This is a genomic window from Pseudomonas sp. RHF3.3-3 (genome assembly GCF_048069595.1).
Classification (GTDB): domain Bacteria; phylum Pseudomonadota; class Gammaproteobacteria; order Pseudomonadales; family Pseudomonadaceae; genus Aquipseudomonas; species Aquipseudomonas fuscovaginae_B.
The window spans coordinates 5,818,073-5,840,663 of sequence record NZ_CP182250.1 but is presented as its reverse complement, the minus strand read 5'-3'; the positions used below and the strand labels follow the sequence as shown (position 1 = coordinate 5,840,663).

The following is a 22,591-nucleotide window of genomic DNA, read 5'->3' as shown; positions in this document are numbered from 1 at the left end:
ACGCCCCGGGGCTTTTGTAGAGGAAGTTTGTTGCGAATTCAGCATAGCCTGTGCAGCGATTGACTCCGATTTCCGTCGAGGGTTCGTGCGGTTGGCTGGAAGGACTTTTTCGACGGATACAAAAAAGGCCACTCTTTCGAGTAGCCTTTTCTGATATTTGGTTGCGGGAGCCGGATTTGAACCGACGACCTTCGGGTTATGAGCCCGACGAGCTACCAGGCTGCTCCATCCCGCGTCAGTGAGGCGGCATTCTACAGTCGAACGGCGCGCTGTCAACCATTAATGGTCCGAAAGGTCAAAAAAATGCAGAAATGCCGGGAATGACTCCATGGCTTCCATAAGCCTCAGGCAGCCAAGGCTTTTTTGAATCGAAGGGGAGTGGTGCTGGGTAGAAATAGCCAGAAACAAAAAAGGCCATATCTTTCGATATGGCCTTTCCTGATGTTTGGTTGCGGGAGCCGGATTTGAACCGACGACCTTCGGGTTATGAGCCCGACGAGCTACCAGGCTGCTCCATCCCGCGTCTGATGTGGCGGCATTCTACAGATCTGTGCGGGTCTGTCAAACCCTAATTTCAAAAAACCTCTTTATTGTTCAACTGCTTAGCCTCTCCCGACAGGCTTTGAGGTAGCTCGGGGCCATGCCAGGCAAGGGTTTCAGCTCTATTGTGGTCGAAGCGTCGATTGAAAAAATAAATTCATTGGGGCTGATCCGCCCAATCTGCGAAGGAGGTGCAAACTACTGGTGCTATATACAGTTACTGGTGCGATACTGGCGCTCTATGGCATCCGTTTCCAGGACTGTCCTACATGACGCAACGCAAAATCATTCACGTCGACTGTGATTGCTTCTACGCCGCCATCGAGATGCGTGACGATCCGAGCCTGGCAGGCAGGCCAATGGCGGTGGGCGGTTCAGCGGAACGCCGGGGGGTGATCGCCACCTGCAATTACGAGGCACGGGCATTCGGTGTGCGTTCGGCGATGTCCTCGCGGCACGCCCTGGGGCTGTGCCCGGACCTGCTGATCGTGAAGCCGCGGATGGAGGTGTACAGGGAGGTTTCCAAGGAAATCCAGGGGATCTTCCGCGACTATACCGACCTGATCGAGCCGTTGTCGCTCGACGAGGCCTATCTCGATGTTTCCGACAGCCCGCACTTTTCCGGCAGTGCGACGCGCATCGCCCAGGATATCCGGCGACGGGTCTCCCGGCAGTTGCACATCACGGTCTCGGCAGGTGTTGCACCGAACAAGTTCCTGGCGAAAATCGCCAGCGACTGGAGAAAACCCGATGGGCTGTTCGTGATCACGCCCGACCAGGTGGAGGACTTTGTCGCCGAGCTGCCGGTGAGCAAGCTGCATGGCGTCGGCAAGGTCACGGCACAGAAGCTGGAGCGGCTGGGGATCGTCGACTGCCTGCAGTTACGCGAATGGGGCAAGTTGGCCCTGGTGCGCGAGTTCGGCAGTTTTGGCGAGCGTCTCTGGGGGCTGGCGCGGGGCATCGACGAGCGTCTGGTGCATAACGACAGTCGGCGGCAGTCGATCAGCGTGGAAAACACCTATGACACCGATCTGCCCGATCTTGAGCATTGCCTGGAAAAACTGCCGGAATTGATGGAGACCCTGGCCGGACGCATGGCGCGGCTGGACAGCAGCTATCGACCGGGCAAGCCGTTCGTCAAGGTGAAGTTCCACGACTTCACCCAGACCACCCTGGAGCAGGCCGGGGCCGCTCGGGATCTGGAGAGTTACCGGCAGTTGCTCAGCCAGGCGTTCGCCCGGGGTGGCAAGCCTGTTCGCCTGTTGGGAATTGGCGTGCGCCTGCAGGATCTGCGCAGCGGGCATGAGCAACTGGAGCTGTTCAGTCGTTGAAGGGCCCGCCTCGCAGAAGCTGGGCCCCCGATCGACTCAAATAGCCCCGGGATCGGCCACCAGGCGTCCGGCGTTCCTGGTCAGCGACTTGAGGAACTCCCGCTGCAACTCGGGATCGTTGCGGGTCAGTTCGATCAGGCTCTGTTCCAGCTCGCTGGCTTCCTCTTCCAGGCCCAACTCCGACAGGCGCTTGACCCGATGCACCCACTGGCTGACATCGTCGCCCTCGAGGTCGTCGTAGATCAGCGCGTGAGCCTCGACCAGCTTGCCGCGCAGCTTGCTACTGATGGACAGGCTGGAGTCGGAATGGATCTGGTCCTGGGTGTCCTCGACCCGAATCGTCAGGCTGCCGATTCGGTTCAGGTCCTGCTCGGCAAACGGACTGTCGAGCAGGTTCAGGCGCAGGACGCCGTGGCGGTCGGTGGTCAGTTCGTAGGTCTGGCGACCGGCTATCACCTCGACCGGACGCTCGGCCCAGGGCAGGCTCGAGTATTCCATGCGCTTGTCGCGCTGGACTTCCTCGATGGCGGCCAGGTTCTGCTGCGCCCGGCCATGGGACTGCATGTTCATGAACGGGTTGAGGCCGTCGACACCGTAGCTCAGCCAGTCGTGGGTCACGCTGGTGGGCAGGGAGCCGAGGGCGAACACGTTGACCACGTTGGCGCCGATGCCACCGACCAGCGCCACGGCGCCCAGCGGTATCTCGTAGGCCTTGCGCCAGGGCTGGTAGGGTGTATAGCGGTCGTAGCGACGGGTGACATCGAACTCGGTGACCTCGAAGGTCTTCTGTTCGTGGATGCGTACGCGACGCTGTGGCAATTCGAGGATCTTCGGCTCGCCGACATCGATCTGCAGGCTGTGTTCGAGCAGTTTGCGCTCGACGCGTTCCTCGTGCTCGCTGCGCTGTGACATCGGGTTGGCACAGCCGGCCAGCAGCAGGGCGCCGCACAAGGCGGCGCCCCCTAGGGTCAAGGTACTTCGACTGGACATGAGGGCTCTATCCGGGTTCAGCGACGGATACGGGCCTGGAGGAACGACAGGACGTCGGCAACCGGCAGCACCTGCGCCTCGCTCTCGGTACGGCTCTTGTATTCCAGGTTGCCTTCGGCCAGGCCACGGTCGCTGACCACGATCCGGTGAGGGATACCGATCAGCTCCATGTCGGCGAACTTGATGCCCGGGCTGGTCTTCTTGTCGCGGTCGTCCAGCAGCACCTCGAAACCGGCAGCAGTCAGCTCGGCGTAGAGCTTGTCGGTGGCTTCGCGAACCTGCTCGGTCTCGTAGCGCAGCGGTACCAGGGCGATCTGGAAGGGCGCGAGGCTGTCGCTCCAGATGATGCCGTTGTCATCGTTGTTCTGCTCGATGGCCGCTGCCACCACGCGGGATACGCCGATGCCGTAGCAGCCCATGGTCAGGGTGACCGGCTTGCCGTTCTCGCCCAGCACCTGGCACTTCATCGCTTCGCTGTACTTGGTGCCCAACTGGAAGATGTGCCCGACTTCGATGCCGCGCTTGATTTCCAGGGTGCCCTTGCCGTCGGGGCTCGGATCGCCGGCGACGACGTTACGCAGGTCGGCGACGGTCGGTACGGGCAGGTCACGCTCCCAGTTCACGCCGAAGTAGTGCTTGTCGTCGATGTTCGCGCCGATCCCGAAGTCGCTCATCAGGGCGACCGAACGGTCGATGATGATCGGCAGTGGCAGGTTCAGCGGGCCGAGGGAGCCGGCGCCGGCGCCGATGGCGTCACGCAGTTCGGCGTCGGAGGCCATGACCAGCGGGCTGGCGACGCCAGGCTGGTTGGCGGCCTTGATTTCGTTCAGTTCGTGGTCGCCACGGACGATCAGGGCAATCAGCTTGCCTTCTTCCTCGGCGTGGACGATCAGGGTCTTGACGGTCTTTTCGATCGGCAGGTTGTAGCCTTCCACCAGTTGCGCGATGGTTTTCGCGTCCGGGGTGTCGACCAGGCGCAGCTCCTCGGTCGGTGCGGGGCGCGAGGTTTCGCGAGGTACTGCCTCGGCCTTCTCGATGTTCGCCGCGTAGTCGGAGCCGTTGCTGAAGACGATATCGTCTTCGCCGGACTCGGCCAGTACGTGGAACTCGTGGGAACCGGCACCGCCGATCGAGCCGTTGTCGGCTTCCACCGGACGGAAGCGCAGGCCCAGGCGGGTGAAGATGTTGCAGTACGCCTGGTGCATGCGGTCGTAGGTGACCTGTAACGACGCCTGGTCGGCGTGGAAGGAGTACGCGTCCTTCATGATGAATTCACGGCCGCGCATCAGGCCGAAGCGTGGACGGATTTCGTCCCGGAACTTGGTCTGGATCTGGTACAGGTTGATCGGCAACTGCTTGTAGCTGCTCAACTCGTTGCGGCACAGATCGGTGATCACTTCCTCATGGGTCGGGCCGGCGCAGAAATCGCGGTCATGGCGGTCCTTCAGGCGCAGCAGCTCGGGGCCGTACTGTTCCCAGCGGCCGGATTCCTGCCACAGTTCGGCTGGCTGGATACCCGGCATCAACACTTCCAGGGCGCCGGCCGCGTCCATTTCCTCGCGCACGATGGCCTCGACCTTGCGCATCACGCGCAGGCCCATGGGCAGCCAGGTGTACAGGCCGGAGGCGAGTTTACGGATCATCCCGGCGCGCAGCATCAGCTGGTGGCTGATCACGACCGCATCGGAAGGCGTTTCTTTCAGTGTGGCGAGCAAATATTGACTGGTGCGCATGAATTGGCCGTTGTCGGTGCTTATGACTGGAAATGACGGAGCATTGTACGGGCGGGATACGGCGGCGTACAGGCATGAGGCGGGGGAGCCTGGCTCCCCCTGTATTTATGGGGTTTCCTGGCTTTCTTCCTGGGGAGATGGCGCGGGGCCGCCATGGCGAATCTCCTGATACCAGTGCAAGGCGATCAGGATCAGGGTCGGAATGCCCATTATCGCGGTCACGATGAAGAACTTGTGGTAGCCGAGTTTTTCCACCATCACTCCCGAGTAGCCACCGATCAGGCGCGGCAACAGCAGCATGATCGAGCTGAGCAGGGCGTACTGGGTGGCGGAGAACTTCAGGTTGGTCAGGCTCGACAGGTAGGCGACGAAGGCCGAGGTGGCCATGCCCGAGCTGAAGTTGTCGAGGGAGATGGTGACGATCAGCATGTTCAGGTTCGGCCCCATGTCGGCCAGCAGCATGAACAGCAGGTTGGTCGCGGCCGAGGCGGCGCCGCCGATGAACAGGATCGGCAGTATGCCGAAGCGCACGATCAGCAGGCCGCCCATGCCGGCGCCCACCAGGGTCATGATCAGGCCGAAAATCTTGCTGACCCCGGCGATCTGGTCCTTGGTGAAGCCCTGGTCGATGTAGAAGACGTTGGCCATCACCCCCATCACCGTGTCCGACATCCGGTAGGTGGCGATCAGCCCGAGCAGCAGCAGGGCCTGCCAGCGGTAGCGCACGATGAAGTCGTTGACCGGCGTCAGTACCGGCGCCAGGCCGCGGCGCCCCAGGCGCGACAGGCAGAGGGCAGTCAGGGTGGTGTAAAGGATCGCGCGCAGGAAGGCGCGGTCCTCGAGCAGCAGGTCGAGCAGGGTGACACCGTGGAACAGCACGCTGGCGAAGTCGGTGTTGTAGAGCTGGGTGAACATCGCCGGTACCGAGACCAGCAGGATGATCAACACGAATACCGAGGCCAACTGATGGATGAAGCTGTAGCGTCCGGCCGACAGCTGCGTGCGCAATGGCACCGGCGGCTCGCGCATCAGCAGGGTGGTAAGCAGCGCCGGGATCATCAACACGCCGAACAGCACGTAGGTGCCGGTCCAGGCCGAATGCTTGTAGCTGAAGCCGGTGGAGCCGAAACCTTCGGCGAAGAACAGTGCACCGGCCGTCGCCAGCAGTGCCGCGACCCGATAACCGGACATGTAGCTGGCGGCGAGAGCGGCCTGCTGGCTGTCGTTGGCGATTTCCAGGCGATAGGCGTCGACCGCGATATCCTGGGTGGCGGAGGCGAAGGCGACGAGCACGGCGATCGCGATCAGCCAGGACAGGTGCTTCTGCGGGTCGCAGAAACCCATGCCGATCAGGCCCAGGACAATCAGTGTCTGCGCCAGCACCAGCCAGGAGCGGCGGCGTCCCAGTTTGCCCAGCAGCGGCAGGCGCCATTGGTCGAGCAGGGGCGACCAGACCCATTTGAACGCGTACGCCAGGCCGATCAGGCTGGCATAACCGATGGTTTCACGGGCGACGCCAGCCTCGCGCAGCCAGACCGAAAGCGTCGAAAACACCAACATGTAAGGCAGACCGGCAGCGAAACCGAGCAGCAGCAACACTAATGTCGAGGGGCTGGCATAGGCAGCAAGCGCGGCGCGCCAGGTTTTACGGGGCATGGGCTGGAATCTGCCTCAGGGTTGACGGAAACAAAGCGCGCACTCTAACCGCTGTGCTCTATCGGGCGCCAGCCATGGCGCCTGATATCGACACGATTGTTCAGGACGCTGATGCCCTCGGTGCGCAGCCGGGCGCGCTGCTCGTCGCCGGACGGGCTGCCGGCCGGCAGGCTGATCCGACCGCCGGCACCGAGGACCCGGTGCCAGGGCAGGCGGGTATCGGCCGGCAGTTGGCTCAGGGTGCGTCCGACCCAGCGGGCGGCGCGGCCGAGTCCCGCCAGCTCGGCGAGCTGGCCGTAGGTGACCACCTTGCCCTCCGGCACCTGGTCCAGGGTCAGGTAAAGGGCGGTACGGCGCATCTGCGCGGGGGTTTCGCTGGCGGCTTCTTCGCTCACGCGTTCATTCCTGTAGCAATTCTTACCTTTTATGTAGGTATTTTCTGAATTATTGAGAGTGATTACTGAACTCGCTAGTTGATGCCCGGTCAGTCCTTGTTCAGGCGGCATCCAACGCGATAATGCCGGTTTTTTCTTGCAAACCCGAGTCCAGTGTTACCCATGTTGTCCAGAACCCTGTTTTGCCTTGCTGTTTTCAGCGCCTCCACGCCCTTGCTGGCCGATACCGTCTGGTTGAAGAACGGTGATCGCCTGAGCGGCAAGATCAAGCTGTTCGACGGCGGCAAGCTGGTGGTCCAGACCACCTATGCCGGCACCGTGTCGCTGGACTGGTCCCAGGTCAAGACCCTGGAAAGCGACCAGGAACTGCTGGTCAAGCAGGATGCCTACAGCGGCGAGAAGGCCAAGTCACTGCAGGCGGCCGATGCCGGCAAGGTGACCCTGGCCAATGGCGAGGCGCCGAAAACCGTCGAGCTGGCGAGCATCCAGCAGATCGTCAAGCCCAAGCCGCTGATCGAGGACATGGTCTGGAAAGGCAATGTCGACGTGGCCATGGACTACAAGCGTGCGGAAAAGGACACCGACGACTACGACATCGACTTCAAGACCACCGCCCGCCATGGGGCCTGGCGCCATCATGCCGAAGGCGAGTACAACCGCGAGTTCCAGGACCGTGTGGTGACCACCGACAACTGGGGCGTCGAGTACGCACTCGACCGCTTCCTCACCGATAAGTGGTTCTGGCAGGGGCGGCTGACCTACAAGCGCGACCGGGTCGAGGACCTGTCGCGCCAGCGCACCATCGGTACTGGTCCCGGCTATCAGTTCTGGGATGACGAACTGGGGGCCTTTTCCCTCGGTTCGCTGCTCAACAACACCAACTATGAATACTCCGATGGCGAAAAGAACTTCTATTCGTTGGGTGTGAAGTGGGATTACAACCGCTACCTGGTTGGCAAGACCATCGAACTGTTCACCAATGGCGAGTTCGGCCGGCCGCTGAGTGGCCCCGCCAAGTATTCCCTCGATGCCCAGCTTGGCCTGCGCTACAAGGTCACCGAGTGGGCTTCGCTGAACCTCAAGGCCGAACGCGACATTATTGATGGTAACGAAGAAACCAGCCTGAACAAGACCCGCTACACCGTCGGTTTCGGCGTGGCCTGGTAGGTTCGTCGCTCGCACCGGCGGTCGGTCGACCGCCCCTGGCAACCGCCGCGGATAATGATTACCTTGTCATTGAGTTGCATTTGCGTGCGCCGGCAGGCGCGCGGTGTTTGCAGTTCGTCAGTCAGCCAGAGCAGGCCCCGGGTGAGTCGGGATGCTCGTCCGTCGGTGACGGATTTTCGATGAGGAGTCATTAGGTGAGCGTTGAAGCAGCCAAGAGTGCGCGCGAATTGTTGCTCAAGGAGTACCGGGGCGTGCTGTCGACGCATTCCAAGGCCATGCCCGGCTTCCCGTTCGGCTCCGTGGTGCCCTATTGCCTGGATGACCAGGGGCGCCCACTGATTCTCATCAGCCGTATCGCCCAGCACACCCACAATTTGCAGAAGGACCCGAAGTGTTCGCTGCTGGTGGGCGAGCGTGAGGCCGAGGATGTCCAGGCGGTCGGTCGCCTGACCTGCCTGGCCCAGGCGCAGAAGCTGACCGAGGCGGACGCCATCGACGCCGCCGCCGAGCGCTACTACCGCTACTTCCCGGACTCGCGGAACTACCACAAGGCCCATGATTTCGATTTCTGGGTGCTCGAGCCGGTCCGTCATCGCTATATCGGCGGTTTCGGCGCGATCCACTGGCTGGATCAGGTGACCCTGGCCAACCCGTTCGCCGGCAAGGCCGAAGCGAGCATGGTCGAACACATGAACAGCGATCACGCCAAGGCCATCGCCCACTATGTGGCGTTGGCCGGGCTGCCCAGTCGCGAGCCGGCGCAACTGGTGGGAATCGACACCGAGGGCATGCACCTGCGCATTGGCCAGGGGCTGTACTGGCTGGGCTTTGAAACACCTTGCAATACGCCCACCGAGGTCCGCGAAGCCCTGGTTTCCCTGGCCCGCGCCGAGCACTGGCCGAAAAAGCAGGCCGTCGAGGGTTGAATTCACGGGTTATCGACGGCATCTGAGAGTAACTGGAAGGACTTCTTCCGAAGAGGACTTATTCGATGCGCGCTTTTCTTTTGCTCTTTCTACTGTTTCCAGTGTTGGAGCTGTACGTATTTTTCCAGGTCAGCACGGCGATCGGGTTCTTCCCGGCGCTGGCGCTGATTATCCTCGGCTCGGCGATCGGCGTGCTGGTATTGCGGGTGGCTGGCCTGACCACCGCCTTGCGCGCCCGTGAGAGCCTGAACCGTGGCGAGTTGCCGGCGCAGACCATGCTCGAGGGGTTGATGCTGGCCCTGGGCGGCGGCCTGCTGCTTTTGCCAGGTTTCATCAGTGACGTGTTCGGCCTGCTGTTGCTGCTGCCGATGACCCGCCGCCTGGCGGCCGAGCGGATGCGTCGGCGGGCCGAGGAGCAGGCCCAGCGCCAGCGCGCCTTCGCCGATGACCTGTATGCCCGTGGCCAGCCGGGTGGTGCGCTGGCCAACGGTCGCCAGCCGCAGGTGATCGAGGGCGAGTTCGAGCACCGTGACTCCTGAATGCTGCGCTGTACCCGCACACGGCACCTTCGGGTGCCGTGTGCATTTTGGTCGTTCAGCGACCGTGTAAAAAAAATCGTCAGTCACCCTTGTAATCGATTTTGGTGCCCCTATGTAACGGTCACCGCAAGGTTTTGGCGAAAATCGCCAGACAGTCTTCCACGGTTCGCTCGTCGAGCCGTAACCGGCAACGCCGGATTCGTTAACCGGCCGGTACAGATTCCGGTCGCTGAAAATCATAATTAGGAGAGATCGACAATGAAGCTTCGTCCTCTGCATGACCGCGTCGTCATTCGTCGCAGCGAAGAAGAAAAGAAAACCGCCGGCGGTATCGTGCTGCCAGGTTCGGCTGCCGAGAAAGCCAACCACGGTGAAGTTCTCGCTGTAGGTGCTGGCCGTGTGCTGGACAACGGTGAAGTGCGTGCGCTGTCTGTGAAGGTGGGTGACAAGGTCGTATTCGGCCCGTACTCCGGTAGCAACACTGTGAAAGTAGACGGCGAAGACCTGCTGGTAATGAGCGAGAACGAAATCCTCGCCGTTATCGAAGGCTGATTCCCCGCTCATTCTTCCCGTTACTACAAAGTATTTAAGGAAAAACGATCATGGCTGCTAAAGAAGTTAAATTCGGCGACTCCGCCCGCAAGAAGATGCTGACTGGCGTTAACGTTCTGGCTGACGCGGTAAAAGCGACCCTGGGCCCGAAAGGCCGTAACGTGATCATCGAGAAGAGCTTCGGCGCTCCGACCATCACCAAGGACGGCGTTTCCGTCGCCAAGGAAATCGAGCTGGAAGACCGCTTCGAGAACATGGGCGCGCAACTGGTCAAGGACGTTGCTTCCCGTGCCAACGATGACGCTGGCGACGGTACCACCACCGCCACCGTTCTGGCTCAGTCGATCGTCAACGAAGGCCTGAAGGCCGTTGCCGCCGGCATGAACCCGATGGACCTCAAGCGCGGTATCGACAAGGCCACCGTGGCCATCGTCAAGGAACTGAAGGCGATGTCCAAGCCATGCGCCGACACCAAGGCGATCGCCCAGGTCGGTACCATCTCCGCCAACTCCGACAGCTCCATCGGTGACATCATCGCCGAAGCCATGGAAAAAGTCGGCAAGGAAGGCGTGATCACCGTTGAAGAAGGCTCTGGCCTGGAAAACGAACTGTCGGTCGTAGAAGGCATGCAGTTCGATCGTGGCTACCTGTCCCCTTACTTCGTCAACAAGCCGGACACCATGACTGCCGAGCTGGACAGCCCGCTGATCCTGCTGGTCGACAAGAAGATCTCCAACATCCGCGAAATGCTGCCCGTGCTGGAAGCCGTTGCCAAAGCCGGCCGCCCACTGCTGATCGTGGCTGAGGACGTCGAAGGCGAAGCCCTGGCGACCCTGGTCGTGAACAACATGCGCGGTATCGTCAAGGTGGCGGCCGTCAAGGCGCCTGGCTTCGGCGACCGTCGCAAGGCCATGCTGCAGGACATCGCCGTTCTGACCGGCGGTACCGTCATCTCCGAAGAGATCGGCCTGAGCCTGGAAAGCACCACCCTGGAGCACCTGGGCAGCGCCAAGCGCGTGACCCTGTCCAAGGAAAACACCATCATCGTCGACGGTGTCGGCGGGCAGGGCGATATCGAAGCGCGCATCGCCCAGATCCGTGCCCAGGTTGCCGAAACTTCCTCCGACTACGATCGTGAAAAACTGCAGGAGCGTCTGGCCAAGCTGTCCGGCGGCGTTGCAGTGATCAAGGTTGGCGCCGGCTCCGAAGTCGAAATGAAAGAGAAGAAGGCCCGCGTTGAAGATGCCCTGCACGCTACCCGTGCAGCCGTCGAGGAAGGCGTGGTTCCTGGCGGTGGCGTGGCACTGATCCGTGCCCTGCAGGCCATCAGCGAGCTGAAGGGCGACAACGCCGATCAGGACGTGGGTATCGCTGTACTGCGTCGTGCCGTTGAAGCACCGCTGCGTCAGATCTCCGCCAACAGCGGTGACGAGCCAAGCGTCGTGGTCAACGAAGTCAAGAACGGCAAGGGTAACTTCGGTTACAACGCTGCCAGCGGCCAATACGGCGACATGATCGAAATGGGTATCCTGGACCCAACCAAGGTCACCCGTTCGGCTCTGCAGGCTGCATCCTCCATCGGCGGTCTGATCCTGACCACCGAAGCTGCGATCGCCGAAGCACCGAAGAAAGACGCTCCAGCCGCTGGCGGCATGCCAGATATGGGCGGCATGGGCGGTATGGGCGGCATGATGTAAGCCACCCGGCTCCCGTATAAAAAAGCCCCGCCTGGTGCGGGGCTTTTTCATGCCTGCGATTTGCCTGCCGAACCGACGGCAAGGCATCGGCGGTGATCGATTTTGCCCGTGGTGTCGTGCCTGTCTCGTGAACCACGGGTGAAAAAACCATTAAATCTTCCTGCCCTAGCCGTGGGCGGAGCTACACCGTAAGCTGCGCGAGCCAAGACGCTCGTTACCGCGCACGGAGAGAGTACCCATGCGAATTCTACTGGTTGAAGACAACCGCGATATCCTCGCCAACCTGGCCGACTACCTGGGGCTTAAAGGCTACACCGTCGACTGCGCGCAGGACGGCTTGTCGGGCCTGCACCTGGCCGCCACCGAGCACTATGACCTGATCGTGCTCGACATCATGCTGCCGGGGATCGACGGCTTTACCCTCTGCAAGCGGTTGCGCGAGGATGCCCGGCGCGACACGCCGGTGATCATGCTGACCGCCCGTGACCAGCTCGATGACCGCCTGCAGGGTTTCAAATCCGGTGCCGACGACTACCTGCTCAAGCCTTTCGCGCTGTCCGAACTGGCCGCGCGGATCGAGGCCGTCCTGCGCCGTGCCCAGGGTGGTGGGCGGCGGGCCCTGCAGGTCAGCGACCTGAGCTATGACCTCGATACCCTCGAGGTGACGCGCCAGGGCCGTCTGCTCAAGCTCAACCCGGTAGGGTTGAAGCTGCTGGCGGTATTGATGCAGAAGAGCCCGCATGTATTGCGCCGGGAGGTGCTGGAGGAGGCGCTGTGGGGCGATGACTGCCCGGACAGCGACAGCCTGCGCAGCCATGTCCACCAGTTGCGCCAGGTGATCGACAAGCCATTCGACAAGCCGCTGCTGCACACCGTGCACGGTGTCGGCTACCGCCTGGCCGAGGGCCGCGATGGAGTTTAAGCAGAGTCTGGCTCAGCGCATCATCATCGCCTTCGCCCTGATGAGCGCGCTGGTGGCAGGCACTTTCGCCATGGGGATCGTGGCCACGGTCCACCTGGTCGAGGAGAAACTGATCTCCGCCGGATTGGGCGGCGATCTGCAGCGCCTGCTGCTGATGGACAACGTCAGCGACTGGAGCCACCGGCCCGAACCCGACCAGTTGTTCTATTACAGCGGTGGCAAGGGCGATTTCGAACTGCCCAAGGATCTGCGACACCTCGAACCGGGCTTCCATGAAGTGTTTCGCGAACAACTGTCCTATCACGCGATGGTCGAGGTGGTCGACGGTCGCCGCTACGTGCTCCTGCAGGACCAGAGTGATTTCGAGGAGCGCGAGCGGGTGCTGTTCGCCGTGGTACTGGTGGGCTTTGTCCTGGCGCTGGTGCTGGCGGTCTTCCTCGGCTGGATCCTGGCGCGGCGGGTAATGGCGCCGGTGGTACGGCTGGCCCGCCAGGTACGCCATCGCGACCAGTTGCTCGGTTTTGCACCGCCTCTGGCGCCGGACTACGCGGCCGACGAAGTCGGCGAGCTGGCGGTGGCCTTCGATGCGACCCTGGGCCGCCTGCGCGATGCGCTGACTCGCGAGCGCCTGTTCACCAGTGATGTCAGTCATGAGCTGCGTACGCCGCTGATGGTGCTGGCCACCTCCTGCGAGCTGCTCCTGGAAAATCCGGCGCTCGACCCGCGTGGACGCAACCAGGTCGAGCGGATCGCCCGCGCCAGCGAGGAGATGCGCGAGCTGGTCCAGACCTTCCTGATGCTCGCCCGGGCGCAGCGGGAAGATGCCAGCATGTCTCCGCAGGTTTCACTGAGTCTGGTGGCCGAGGACCTGATCGGCCTGTGGCGCACCCCGATCGAGGAGAAGGGGCTGACGTTGATCTTCGAGCCGGGCTCGCCGTTGAGTACGCGCTATAACGCCACATTCCTGCATGCGGTGATGGGCAATCTGTTACGTAATGCCCTGCACTATACGGAGCAGGGTTTCATTCGGCTGACGCTGGAACCCGAGGGGTTCGTGGTCGAAGACACGGGCGTCGGGATTCCCGAGGAGAAGCGCGAAGCCATGTTCCAGCCGTTCGTGCGGGGCGATGAAAAGCGTGGCGAAGGATTGGGGCTGGGTCTGTCGCTGGTGCAGCGGATCTGCGAGAACCAGGGGTGGCATGTCAGCCTGACGACCATGGAGCCCAATGGTTGCCGCTTCCAGGTCGACCTGGCGCGCTCCAGCACCTGAAGCCGTCCCTCCGTGCCCCGCGCCGCTGGGGCACAAACTGCCACGGGGTTTACGACTGTGGCCCCCTGCTATTATTGTTGACCTGTAAAAATTTGTAATGGTTTGCCCTGGACGGTACGAATTTTTCACGAGGGAACGACCTGTAGCTGACGCGTGCCTGCCTAACCTCTGGCCGTCACTTACAGGAGACGGTTATGAGTTCCCCGGTAAAACTTGAATTTTCCGACAAGTACGACGAGCAGCACGCTCAGGAATATTTGCACAAGCATCAGAACGGCTTGTGGCGACGGTTGTCCCACCTGCGTGACGAGCAATTGGCTTGTCATGCCCTGGCGCTGGCGGGTGAGCCGGGCCTGGTGCTCGACCTGCCCTGCGGTGCCGGGCGTTTCTGGCCCTTGCTGGCACGGAAGCCGAACCGCGTGATCATCGGCGCGGACAATTCCGCGCCGATGCTGGAAACCGCGCTCAAGGCGCAACCGGCGAATGTGGTCAGTCGGATACGCCCGCTGCAGACCTCGGCATTCGATATCGACCTGCCGGAGAACTCGGTGGACAGCATTTTCTGCATGCGTCTGCTACACCATATCGGTGAGTCGGCCCATCGGCTGGCGTTGCTCAAAGAGTTTTATCGGGTAACCCGTGACAGCGTGATCGTTTCATTGTGGGTGGACGGCAATTTCAAGGCCTGGCGCCGCAAGCGCCTGGAGCGCAGGCGGCAGGCCGCGGCGCAGCCGTCCAGCTACCGGAATCGTTTTGTATTGCCGGCCGCGCAGGTCGAAGAAGAGTTCAGGCGCGTGGGTTTTCGCGTCCAGCAACACCTGGATTTTTTCCCTTTTTACGCCATGTGGCGGGTCTATATCTTACGCAAGAGGTAGCAGGATGACCGTTGAGTACGCTTCGTATACCGCACAGACCACCACGGATCGTTTCGAGCACTTCTGGACGCGCAAGGGCGAGTGGGTCGAAGAACCCAACCGGCGTCGCGGAGGCGAAAGTGGGGTCCAGCGCGTGACGGGCAGCAGCGGTCGGCTGTTGTACGTGAAGCGTCAGGTGGGGCATATCTATCGCAGCCTGCTGCACCCCTTCGGTCGTCCGACCGTCCTGCGTGAGCAGGCGGCGCTGAACAACCTGCGCATGCTCGACGTCGGTGTCCCCGAACTGGTGTTCTGTGGGGCGCGCCGCGGTCCCGAAGGCCAATGGCAGGCCCTGCTGGTGACCGCCGCCCTGGATGGGTTCATCGAAATCGAGCAATGGTATGCCCAGGGTGGGCGTGAACGGCATGGCGAGGTGTTGCACGATCGCCTGCTCCAGGAACTGGCCGGTACGCTGGCGCGCATGCACCGTGGCCGCTGGCAGCATGGCTGCCTGTATATCAAGCACGTGTTTGTCCGGGTCGTGGGCGAGGGCGAGTCGGCCAGTGTCGAGGTGGCCCTGCTGGACTTCGAGAAAGCCCGCCAGCGCTTGAGCCGTCGCCGGGCGGCGCAGCACGACATGAAGCAACTGCGGCGCCATTCGTCGTGGAATGAAGCGGACTGGGAGCGGCTGAACTACTTTTACAGTATGGCGTTCGGCAGCACCATCAAAGGCTTACGGTGATGAAGTTAGAATTGGCTAGAGGTTTGTTTCTGATCGGGGCATTGGCTATCGCTTCCCTGGCGCTGGTGGTCTGGGAGCAGCCGCGGCCGCAGGTCCTCAGCATGACCCAGAGCGCTGAGCGTTGTCCCCTGCCACGAGTGGCCAAGGCCAGTGTGAGTGTCAAGCCCGATCATGACCTGTTGCTGCTCATGTTCGGTCTTTCACAGGGCTTGAAACCGCAAAGTTGAAACCCCGCCCTCCCCGAAAGCCTCGCGATTGACGAGGCTTTTTCTTCTGGCCGACTAAACCGGCTGTGCTGTCATTCCGCGTTGCACAGCGCCAGGCAGTTATCCAGCATGCGGTTGGAGAAGCCCCACTCATTGTCATACCAGGCCAGGACCTTGAGCAGCTTGCCACTGGCCTTGGTGTGGTTGGCGTCGAAAATCGACGATAGCGGATTGTGGTTGAAGTCGCTGGAGACCAGCGGCAGGGCGTTGTAGCCGAGAATCTTCGAATGCCGGCTGGCTTCCTTGAACAGCGCGTTGATCTCGTCGGCGCTGGCTTCGCGCTTGAGTTGCACAGTCAGGTCGACCAGCGACACGTTGATCACCGGCACGCGTACGGCCATGCCGGTCAACTTGCCGGCCAGGGTCGGCAGCACCAGACCGACGGCTTCGGCCGCGCCGGTCTTGCTCGGGATCATGTTCTGGGTCGCCGAGCGGGCGCGGTACGGGTCGGTATGGTAGACGTCGGTCAGGTTCTGGTCATTGGTGTAGGCATGGATGGTGGTCATCAGGCCACTTTCGATGCCCAGTTCGCGATGCAGCACCTGGGCCACCGGGGCCAGGCAGTTGGTGGTGCACGAGGCGTTGGAGATGATCTCGTGGGACTGACGCAGGATATCGTGGTTGACGCCATACACCACGGTGGCGTCGGCACCCTTGGCCGGAGCGGAGATGATCACCTTGCGGGCGCCGGCGCTGATGTGCGCGGCAGCCTTGGCGCGGTCGGTGAACAGGCCGGTGCATTCGAACACCACGTCGATCCTTTCGGCGGCCCAGGGCAGTTCGGCCGGGTTGCGGATCGCGCTGACCGCGATGCGGTCGCCGTTGACTGTCAGGCTTTCGTTGTCATGTTCCACGCTGGCATCGAAAGTGCCGTGGACGGTGTCGTACTTGAGCAGGTGGGCATTGATCGAGCTGTCGCCCAGGTCATTGATGGCGACGACCTGCAGGTCCTGACGGTAACCTTGGGTATAGAGTGCGCGCAGGACGTTGCGGCCGATACGGCCAAATCCGTTGATTGCGATTCTTAGCGTCATGGGAAAAGCGCCTGTCGTAATTTTGTTGTTGGAATTACAAGATTATTCGCATAGAAATAGAAAACAAGCCTTTTTAGTGGCAATATTTTGTTTTATCTACAACGGGTGACCTGAATCAACGGGTCCGGATGAACGAAAAGCCCCGCCAGCCGAGGCCTTCGCTCACCTCAGGACGCACAGGTCGCCCTATCCGTTAGCCTGGAGTTCTACACATGCATCCCCGCGTTCTTGAGGTCACCGAACGGCTTATCGCCCGCAGCCGCGCCACCCGCGAGGCGTACCTGGCTCTGATTCGTGGTGCCGCCAGCGACGGTCCCGTGCGCGGCAAGCTGCAGTGCGCGAACTTCGCCCACGGCGTCGCCGGCTGCGGCAGCCAGGACAAGGAAACCCTGCGGATGATGAACGCTGCCAACGTGGCAATTGTTTCGTCATATAACGACATGCTTTCCGCGCACCAACCCTATGAGACCTACCCGCAACAGCTCAAGCAGGCCCTGCGCGAGATCGGCTCGGTCGGCCAGTTCGCCGGCGGCGTGCCCGCCATGTGCGATGGCGTGACCCAGGGCGAGCCGGGCATGGAACTGGGGATCGCCAGCCGCGAAGTGATCGCGATGTCCACGGCGGTCGCGCTGTCGCACAACATGTTCGATGCGGCGCTGATGCTCGGTATCTGCGACAAGATCGTGCCGGGCCTGATGATGGGCTCGCTACGCTTCGGCCATCTGCCGACCATCTTCGTGCCGGGCGGGCCGATGGTCTCGGGCATTTCCAACAAGCAGAAGGCCGATGTCCGCCAGCGCTACGCCGAAGGCAAGGCCAGCCGCGAGGAGTTGCTGGAGTCGGAGATGAAGTCCTACCACAGCCCCGGCACCTGCACCTTCTACGGCACCGCCAACACCAACCAGTTGCTGATGGAGGTCATGGGCCTGCACCTGCCGGGGGCGTCCTTCGTCAACCCGAACACGCCGCTGCGTGACGCGCTGACCCGCGAGGCGGCGTTCCAGGTCACGCGCATGACCAAACAGAGCGGCAACTTCATGCCGATCGGCGAGATCGTCGACGAGCGGGCGCTGGTCAACTCCATCGTCGCCCTGCACGCCACCGGCGGCTCGACCAACCACACCCTGCACATGCCGGCCATCGCCCGCGCCGCGGGAATCCACCTGACCTGGCAGGACATGGCCGACCTTTCCGAGGTGGTGCCGACCCTGGCCCACGTCTATCCGAACGGCAAGGCCGACATCAACCACTTCCAGGCTGCGGGCGGCATGTCGTTCCTGATCCGTGAACTGCTCGAGGCCGGCCTGCTGCACGAGGACGTCAATACCGTGGCCGGTCGTGGCCTGAGCCTCTACACCCGCGAGCCATTCCTGCAGGACGGCGAACTGGTCTGGCGCGAAGGGCCGATCGAGAGCCTCGATGAAAATATCCTGCGTCCGGTGGCCCGTGCGTTCTCGCCCGAAGGTGGCCTGCGGGTGATGGAAGGCAACCTCGGCCGTGGCGTGATGAAGGTCTCCGCGGTGGCGCCGGAGCACCAGGTCGTCGAAGCGCCGGCGCTGGTGTTCCAGGACCAGCAGGACCTGGCCGATGCGTTCAAGGCCGGCCAGCTGGAGAAGGACTTCGTGGCGGTCATGCGCTTCCAGGGCCCGCGTTCCAACGGTATGCCGGAACTGCACAAGATGACCCCGTTCCTCGGTGTGCTGCAGGACCGTGGCTTCAAGGTCGCGCTGGTGACCGATGGCCGCATGTCCGGCGCCTCGGGCAAGATTCCGGCAGCGATCCATGTCTGCCCCGAGGCCCATGTCGGCGGCGCGCTGGCACGGGTGCGCGACGGTGATGTGATCCGCGTCGACGGGGTGACGGGCACGCTCAAGGTGCTGGTCGATGACGCCGAATTCGCCGCGCGCGAGCCGGCAGTCGGTCTGCTGGGTAATAATGTCGGCTGTGGCCGCGAACTGTTCGGCTTCATGCGTATGGCCTTCAGCTCGGCGGAGCAGGGGGCCAGTGCCTTCACTTCGGCCCTGGAGAGCCTTGAATGAAATTGGCCCTGGTTGGCGATATCGGCGGTACCAACGCCCGTTTCGCCCTGTGGAAAGATAACGGCCTGGACTCGGTCAAGGTGCTGGCAACTGCCGACCACGCCTGCCCCGAGGACGCCATCAGGGTCTACCTGAGTGGCCTGGGGCTGCAACCTGGCGCCATTGGCGCGGTGTGCCTGTCGGTGGCGGGGCCGGTGAGCGGCGATGAATTCCGCTTCACCAACAATCACTGGCGCCTGAGCCGCGAGGCGTTCTGCGCGACCCTTCAGGTCGACCAGTTGCTGCTGGTCAACGACTTCTCGGCCATGGCCCTGGGCATGACCCGTCTCGAACCCGGTGACTTCCGTGTGGTCTGCGAAGGGACTGCGGAACCGCGGCGGCCGGCGGTGGTGATCGGTCCGGGCACCGGTCTCGGGGTCGGCACCCTGCTGGATCTTGGCAACGGCGGTTTCATGGCCTTGCCGGGGGAAGGCGGGCATGTCGACCTGCCCCTGAGCAGCCCGCGGGAAACCCAGCTGTGGCGGCACATTCATGACGAAATCGGCCACGTCAGTGCCGAGACCGCCCTCAGTGGTGGTGGCCTGCCGCGCGTCTACCGGGCGATCTGCGCGGTGGATGGACATGAGCCGGTGCTGGAGACACCGGAGGCGATCACCGCTGCCGGCCTGGCCGGGGACCCGGTGGCCCAGGAAGTGCTGGAGCAATTCAGCTGCTGGCTCGGGCGGGTGGCGGGCAACAACGTGCTGACCACGGGGGGGCGCGGTGGTGTCTATATCGTTGGTGGGGTGATTCCGCGGTTTGCCGATTTCTTCATCAAGAGTGGCTTCGCCAAAAGCTTTGCCGACAAGGGCTGCATGAGCGACTACTTCAAGGGTATTCCGGTGTGGCTGGTGACGGCGCCGTATTCCGGCTTGATCGGGGCGGGGGTGGCCCTGCAGCAGGCGCTTTGCGGCTGATTCGGCGTGGATCTCTTCGCGGGCAAGCCCGGCTCCTACAGGCACTGCGGTGATTTCAAACTCACCGCAATCCTGTAGGAGCTGGGCTTGCCCGCGAATGGGTCCTCAAGGACAACACATCTTCACGGCTTAATCGATTGAGGCATAATCCGCGTTTCGGTCCTAACCACAACAACAGGGACATCCACCGTGAGCGCAGTCAGTAAGTCCATTCTCCTGGTCGACGACGACCAGGAAATCCGTGAACTGCTGGACACCTACCTCAGTCGTGCCGGTTTCCAGGTGCGTACGGTCGGTGATGGCGCCGGTTTTCGCCAGGCGTTCAACGAAGCTCCCGGCGACCTGGTCATTCTCGACGTGATGCTGCCCGACGAGGACGGTTTCAGTCTCTGCCGCTGGATCCGGCAGCACCCGCGTCAGGCCCATGTGCCGATCATCATGCTGACCGCCAGTTCCGACGAGGCCGACCGGGTGATCGGGCTGGAACTGGGCGCCGACGATTACCTGGGCAAGCCCTTCAGCCCCCGTGAACTGCAGGCGCGGATCAAGGCCCTGCTGCGCCGTGCCCAGTTCGGCCAGGAGCGCGCTGGCAGCGAGGTGCTGGCTTTCGACGAGTGGCGGCTGGACACGGTCAGCCACCGGCTGTTTCACATCGATGGCGAAGAGGTTATTCTCTCCGGCGCCGATTTCGCCCTGCTCAAGCTGTTTCTCGACCATCCCCAGGAAATCCTCGACCGTGACACCATCGGCAACGCCACCCGCGGGCGTGACCTGATGCCCCTCGACCGTATCGTCGACATGGCCGTCAGCCGCTTGCGCCAGCGCCTGCGCGACACCGGGAAACCACCGCGACTGATCCGCACCGTGCGCGGCAGCGGCTACCAACTGGCCGCCCACGTCACGGCCGCCAATGTTCTCTGAGCTGCGCCAGCGCCTGCCGGTGCCACGTTCGCTGCTCGGAAGGATGCTGCTGCTGACATTGCTCGCGGTGTTGCTGGCCCAGGCGCTCTCCAGCGTCATCTGGCTTTCGCAACTGCGTGCCACCCAACTCGAAGGGCTGGTCACCAGTGCCCGCAGCCTGGCCCACTCGATGACTGCCAGCGTCAGCTACCTGCGCTCGTTGCCCCTGGCCTATCGGCCGCTGGTGCTCGACCAGTTGCGCAGCATGGGGGGGACGCGCTTCGTCGTGACCCTCAACGACAAGCCGCTGGACATGCAACTGCTCGGCCCGACCCCGCGCAAGACCGCGGTGCTCGAGGCGGTCCATGAGGTGCTGCGCCAGTCCCTGGGCAACGACGTGGATATCACGGTGAATTTCGTCAGCCCCGACAATCTGCGGATCTTCAACGGCGGCCTGAAGCTCGATGAACTGCCTCGTTCGTGGGCCCACTACGCCCTGACCCTGGAGCCGGTGAACCCGCCGGTGCTGGTGACGCAGATCCAGATGTCGCCCGGCGAATGGCTGTATATCGCCTCGCTGTTGCCCGAACCCTACACCAGCCTGGAGGAGGAGGGGCTGCCGGCCCAGCAGGTCTGGTTCATCCTGCTCACCAGCGGGTTCCTGCTGCTGTTCATCGGCCTGCTGGTGCACTGGCAGAGCCGGCCGCTCAAGCGCCTGGCCCGTGCCGCGCGGGACATGTCGCTGGGAGCCGAAGAGGTGCGGCCGGTGCTTGCCGGCGGTGGCAGCGAGGTGATGGAGGTCGGGCGTGCGCTCAATACCATGCGTGAGCGCATCAGCCGCTACCTGACCGAGCGCAGCCAGCTGTTCAGCGCGATTTCCCACGACCTGCGCACGCCCATCACCCGTCTGCGGCTGCGGGTCGAGTTGCTCGAGGATGAGCAGATGCAGTTGAAGTTCGGGCGCGATCTCGATGAGCTGGAGATGCTGGTCAAGGGGGCGCTGCAATGCGTGAAGGACACCGACATCCACGAGAATATCGAGGCGGTGGACCTCAACCAGGCGCTCGATACCCTGGTCGAATGCTACCTCTCGCCTACCGGCAATGGTCTGGTCAGCCTCGAAGGCCGTGCGCTTGCCACCTACCCGGGCAAGCCGCTGGCCTTGCGCCGCTGCATGGGCAACCTGATCGACAATGCCCTCAAGTATGGCGAGCGGGCGCACCTGCACATCGAGGACGATGACAGTGCGTTCATCCTGCATGTCGACGACGAAGGTCCCGGGGTTCCCGAGCAGCGCCTGGAACAGGTGTTCGAGCCGCATTTCCGCCTGTCCGGCCAGCAGCCGGGTTATGGCCTGGGCCTGGGTATCGCCCGCAACATCGCCCACAGCCATGGCGGCGAAGTGAGCCTGCAGAACCTGCGCGAAGGCGGCCTGCGGGTTACTTTGTTCCTGCCGCGAAATGCCGACTGATCGACAGCGAGGCCTGCTCCGGGGTGATGACCAGTTGTGCCGGGTCGCCCGACAATTGGCTGTCGGCTGAGGTGCGGCGCCCCCGGGCCTGGCCGATGGCCGCCTGGATCCGGTGTTCGCGCACGCGGGCGTTGGTCTGGCTGAAATGCTGCTGCAGGATCTTCATGGCCTGTTCGTAGGGCTCTTCGCAAAGCGCCAGTTGCCGTTGCCGCTCGTTCAGCGCCAGGCGCTTGGCCTGTTCCTCGCCATAGCGTTCGACGCTGAAGCTGCGGTTCAGGTTGTAGCCATGGATCCGCGTGCTGGCCCGCCAGTAGCCGATGTTGTTGGTCTCGATCCGCATCACCCCCGGATGACCGCTGGTGTTGTTCGGCAGCAGGCGCTGGCGGCTCTCGTAGGTCAGCGCGGCCGGCATCTTCAGCACCAGTGCGTTGCGGCACGACTCGGCGGCCAGCCGCGCCGGCTCTTCGCCACCGTACTCCTCGAACGTGAATATTTCGCTCAGCAGCTTGCCGCCCCGCCGCACTTCCACCTTCCAGGCGTACTGCCGGTTGCCCTGGCGCAATGGAAAGATGCAGCACTGGCGTGCCAGGCGTGGATTGTCGTTGACCATG

General features: G+C 62.7%; 21 protein-coding genes and 2 tRNA genes. 15 read left to right on the top strand and 8 right to left on the bottom strand.

Annotated features, from left to right (window positions below; genetic code table 11):
- Nucleotides 1–158: 158 nt before the first annotated feature.
- Nucleotides 159–235: transfer RNA gene (locus ACMGT0_RS25600), tRNA-Met, on the bottom strand.
- Between the two features lie 211 nt (nt 236–446).
- Nucleotides 447–523: transfer RNA gene (locus ACMGT0_RS25595), tRNA-Met, on the bottom strand.
- 286 nt (nt 524–809) lie between these two features.
- Here ACMGT0_RS25595 and dinB point away from each other — a divergent pair.
- Entirely contained in the window at nt 810–1,871 is a 1,062-nt protein-coding gene (gene dinB / locus ACMGT0_RS25590) for a DNA polymerase IV (protein WP_416770325.1), read from the top strand.
- A 36-nt stretch (nt 1,872–1,907) separates the two neighbouring features.
- Here dinB and ACMGT0_RS25585 read toward each other — a convergent pair whose 3' ends face one another.
- From ACMGT0_RS25585 to ACMGT0_RS25570, 4 genes are all read right to left on the bottom strand, one after another.
- Nucleotides 1,908–2,861, bottom strand: a complete 954-nt coding sequence (locus ACMGT0_RS25585; protein WP_054060935.1) for a hypothetical protein — start codon at nt 2,859–2,861, stop codon at nt 1,908–1,910.
- 17 nt (nt 2,862–2,878) lie between these two features.
- Complete coding sequence (locus ACMGT0_RS25580; protein ID WP_054060934.1) at nt 2,879–4,594, bottom strand: proline--tRNA ligase; 1,716 nt, start codon at nt 4,592–4,594, stop codon at nt 2,879–2,881.
- Nucleotides 4,595–4,699: 105 nt separating this feature from the next.
- Entirely contained in the window at nt 4,700–6,250 is a 1,551-nt protein-coding gene (locus ACMGT0_RS25575) for an AmpG family muropeptide MFS transporter (RefSeq protein ID WP_054060933.1), read from the bottom strand.
- Nucleotides 6,251–6,294: 44 nt separating this feature from the next.
- Nucleotides 6,295–6,609, bottom strand: coding sequence for an MGMT family protein (locus ACMGT0_RS25570; RefSeq protein ID WP_054061767.1), 315 nt, complete (start codon nt 6,607–6,609; stop codon nt 6,295–6,297).
- Nucleotides 6,610–6,807: 198 nt separating this feature from the next.
- On the opposite strand from ACMGT0_RS25570, the gene ACMGT0_RS25565 reads away from it, so the two are divergent.
- From ACMGT0_RS25565 to ACMGT0_RS25520, 10 genes are all read left to right on the top strand, one after another.
- On the top strand, nt 6,808–7,812 hold the full coding sequence (locus ACMGT0_RS25565) for a DUF481 domain-containing protein (protein ID WP_416770322.1): 1,005 nt from the start codon (nt 6,808–6,810) through the stop codon (nt 7,810–7,812).
- A 194-nt stretch (nt 7,813–8,006) separates the two neighbouring features.
- The gene (locus ACMGT0_RS25560) at nt 8,007–8,738 is read left to right on the top strand and encodes a HugZ family protein (RefSeq protein WP_054057581.1); all 732 of its coding nucleotides are present in this window, start codon (nt 8,007–8,009) and stop codon (nt 8,736–8,738) included.
- A 65-nt stretch (nt 8,739–8,803) separates the two neighbouring features.
- On the top strand, nt 8,804–9,277 hold the full coding sequence (locus ACMGT0_RS25555) for an FxsA family protein (RefSeq protein WP_416770320.1): 474 nt from the start codon (nt 8,804–8,806) through the stop codon (nt 9,275–9,277).
- Between the two features lie 258 nt (nt 9,278–9,535).
- Nucleotides 9,536–9,829, top strand: coding sequence for a co-chaperone GroES (locus ACMGT0_RS25550; RefSeq protein WP_010448650.1), 294 nt, complete (start codon nt 9,536–9,538; stop codon nt 9,827–9,829).
- A 50-nt stretch (nt 9,830–9,879) separates the two neighbouring features.
- Nucleotides 9,880–11,526, top strand: a complete 1,647-nt coding sequence (gene groL, locus ACMGT0_RS25545; RefSeq protein WP_054057579.1) for a chaperonin GroEL — start codon at nt 9,880–9,882, stop codon at nt 11,524–11,526.
- Between the two features lie 238 nt (nt 11,527–11,764).
- Nucleotides 11,765–12,448: a two-component system response regulator ColR gene (colR, locus tag ACMGT0_RS25540; RefSeq protein ID WP_054057578.1), complete on the top strand. Its 684-nt coding sequence runs from the start codon at nt 11,765–11,767 to the stop codon at nt 12,446–12,448.
- On the top strand, nt 12,438–13,718 hold the full coding sequence (locus tag ACMGT0_RS25535) for a sensor histidine kinase (protein ID WP_054057577.1): 1,281 nt from the start codon (nt 12,438–12,440) through the stop codon (nt 13,716–13,718). The genes colR and ACMGT0_RS25535 overlap by 11 nt, the downstream gene beginning before the upstream one ends.
- A 194-nt stretch (nt 13,719–13,912) precedes the next feature.
- Nucleotides 13,913–14,593: a class I SAM-dependent methyltransferase gene (locus tag ACMGT0_RS25530; RefSeq protein ID WP_416770316.1), complete on the top strand. Its 681-nt coding sequence runs from the start codon at nt 13,913–13,915 to the stop codon at nt 14,591–14,593.
- A 4-nt stretch (nt 14,594–14,597) separates the two neighbouring features.
- Nucleotides 14,598–15,314, top strand: coding sequence for a lipopolysaccharide kinase InaA family protein (locus ACMGT0_RS25525; protein ID WP_054057575.1), 717 nt, complete (start codon nt 14,598–14,600; stop codon nt 15,312–15,314).
- Nucleotides 15,314–15,541, top strand: a complete 228-nt coding sequence (locus ACMGT0_RS25520) for a hypothetical protein (protein WP_054057574.1) — start codon at nt 15,314–15,316, stop codon at nt 15,539–15,541. The genes ACMGT0_RS25525 and ACMGT0_RS25520 overlap by 1 nt, the downstream gene beginning before the upstream one ends.
- Nucleotides 15,542–15,612: 71 nt before the next feature.
- Here ACMGT0_RS25520 and gap read toward each other — a convergent pair whose 3' ends face one another.
- Nucleotides 15,613–16,614, bottom strand: coding sequence for a type I glyceraldehyde-3-phosphate dehydrogenase (gene gap, locus ACMGT0_RS25515; protein ID WP_054057573.1), 1,002 nt, complete (start codon nt 16,612–16,614; stop codon nt 15,613–15,615).
- 212 nt (nt 16,615–16,826) lie between these two features.
- Here gap and edd point away from each other — a divergent pair, with 212 nt between their 5' ends.
- The 4 genes from edd to ACMGT0_RS25495 all read left to right on the top strand — a co-directional run bounded on the left by edd (nt 16,827) and on the right by ACMGT0_RS25495 (nt 21,980).
- A complete protein-coding gene (gene edd / locus ACMGT0_RS25510) occupies nt 16,827–18,653 on the top strand; it encodes a phosphogluconate dehydratase (protein ID WP_416770313.1) in 1,827 nt (608 codons plus the stop codon).
- On the top strand, nt 18,650–19,609 hold the full coding sequence (locus ACMGT0_RS25505; protein WP_054057571.1) for a glucokinase: 960 nt from the start codon (nt 18,650–18,652) through the stop codon (nt 19,607–19,609). Before edd ends, ACMGT0_RS25505 begins: the two co-directional genes overlap by 4 nt.
- A 189-nt stretch (nt 19,610–19,798) precedes the next feature.
- On the top strand, nt 19,799–20,530 hold the full coding sequence (locus ACMGT0_RS25500; RefSeq protein ID WP_054057570.1) for a response regulator: 732 nt from the start codon (nt 19,799–19,801) through the stop codon (nt 20,528–20,530).
- Nucleotides 20,520–21,980, top strand: coding sequence for a sensor histidine kinase (locus tag ACMGT0_RS25495; RefSeq protein WP_054057569.1), 1,461 nt, complete (start codon nt 20,520–20,522; stop codon nt 21,978–21,980). Before ACMGT0_RS25500 ends, ACMGT0_RS25495 begins: the two co-directional genes overlap by 11 nt.
- Here the strand turns inward: ACMGT0_RS25495 and ACMGT0_RS25490 are convergent.
- A complete protein-coding gene (locus tag ACMGT0_RS25490) occupies nt 21,949–22,590 on the bottom strand; it encodes an AP2 domain-containing protein (RefSeq protein WP_273820271.1) in 642 nt (213 codons plus the stop codon). The genes ACMGT0_RS25495 and ACMGT0_RS25490 overlap by 32 nt on opposite strands.
- Nucleotide 22,591: the final 1 nt, after the last annotated feature.

Bases quoted from the DNA above. Each gene is read 5' to 3' on its own strand.
- dinB (WP_416770325.1), top strand. From the start codon at position 810: ATGACGCAACGCAAAATCATTCACGTCGACTGTGATTGCTTCTACGCC.
- ACMGT0_RS25585 (WP_054060935.1), bottom strand. From the start codon at position 2,861: ATGTCCAGTCGAAGTACCTTGACCCTAGGGGGCGCCGCCTTGTGCGGC.
- ACMGT0_RS25580 (WP_054060934.1), bottom strand. From the start codon at position 4,594: ATGCGCACCAGTCAATATTTGCTCGCCACACTGAAAGAAACGCCTTCC.
- ACMGT0_RS25575 (WP_054060933.1), bottom strand. From the start codon at position 6,250: ATGCCCCGTAAAACCTGGCGCGCCGCGCTTGCTGCCTATGCCAGCCCC.
- ACMGT0_RS25570 (WP_054061767.1), bottom strand. From the start codon at position 6,609: ATGCGCCGTACCGCCCTTTACCTGACCCTGGACCAGGTGCCGGAGGGC.
- ACMGT0_RS25565 (WP_416770322.1), top strand. From the start codon at position 6,808: ATGTTGTCCAGAACCCTGTTTTGCCTTGCTGTTTTCAGCGCCTCCACG.
- ACMGT0_RS25555 (WP_416770320.1), top strand. From the start codon at position 8,804: ATGCGCGCTTTTCTTTTGCTCTTTCTACTGTTTCCAGTGTTGGAGCTG.
- ACMGT0_RS25550 (WP_010448650.1), top strand. From the start codon at position 9,536: ATGAAGCTTCGTCCTCTGCATGACCGCGTCGTCATTCGTCGCAGCGAA.
- groL (WP_054057579.1), top strand. From the start codon at position 9,880: ATGGCTGCTAAAGAAGTTAAATTCGGCGACTCCGCCCGCAAGAAGATG.
- colR (WP_054057578.1), top strand. From the start codon at position 11,765: ATGCGAATTCTACTGGTTGAAGACAACCGCGATATCCTCGCCAACCTG.
- ACMGT0_RS25535 (WP_054057577.1), top strand. From the start codon at position 12,438: ATGGAGTTTAAGCAGAGTCTGGCTCAGCGCATCATCATCGCCTTCGCC.
- ACMGT0_RS25530 (WP_416770316.1), top strand. From the start codon at position 13,913: ATGAGTTCCCCGGTAAAACTTGAATTTTCCGACAAGTACGACGAGCAG.
- ACMGT0_RS25525 (WP_054057575.1), top strand. From the start codon at position 14,598: ATGACCGTTGAGTACGCTTCGTATACCGCACAGACCACCACGGATCGT.
- ACMGT0_RS25520 (WP_054057574.1), top strand. From the start codon at position 15,314: ATGAAGTTAGAATTGGCTAGAGGTTTGTTTCTGATCGGGGCATTGGCT.
- gap (WP_054057573.1), bottom strand. From the start codon at position 16,614: ATGACGCTAAGAATCGCAATCAACGGATTTGGCCGTATCGGCCGCAAC.
- edd (WP_416770313.1), top strand. From the start codon at position 16,827: ATGCATCCCCGCGTTCTTGAGGTCACCGAACGGCTTATCGCCCGCAGC.
- ACMGT0_RS25505 (WP_054057571.1), top strand. From the start codon at position 18,650: ATGAAATTGGCCCTGGTTGGCGATATCGGCGGTACCAACGCCCGTTTC.
- ACMGT0_RS25495 (WP_054057569.1), top strand. From the start codon at position 20,520: ATGTTCTCTGAGCTGCGCCAGCGCCTGCCGGTGCCACGTTCGCTGCTC.
- ACMGT0_RS25490 (WP_273820271.1), bottom strand. From the start codon at position 22,590: ATGGTCAACGACAATCCACGCCTGGCACGCCAGTGCTGCATCTTTCCA.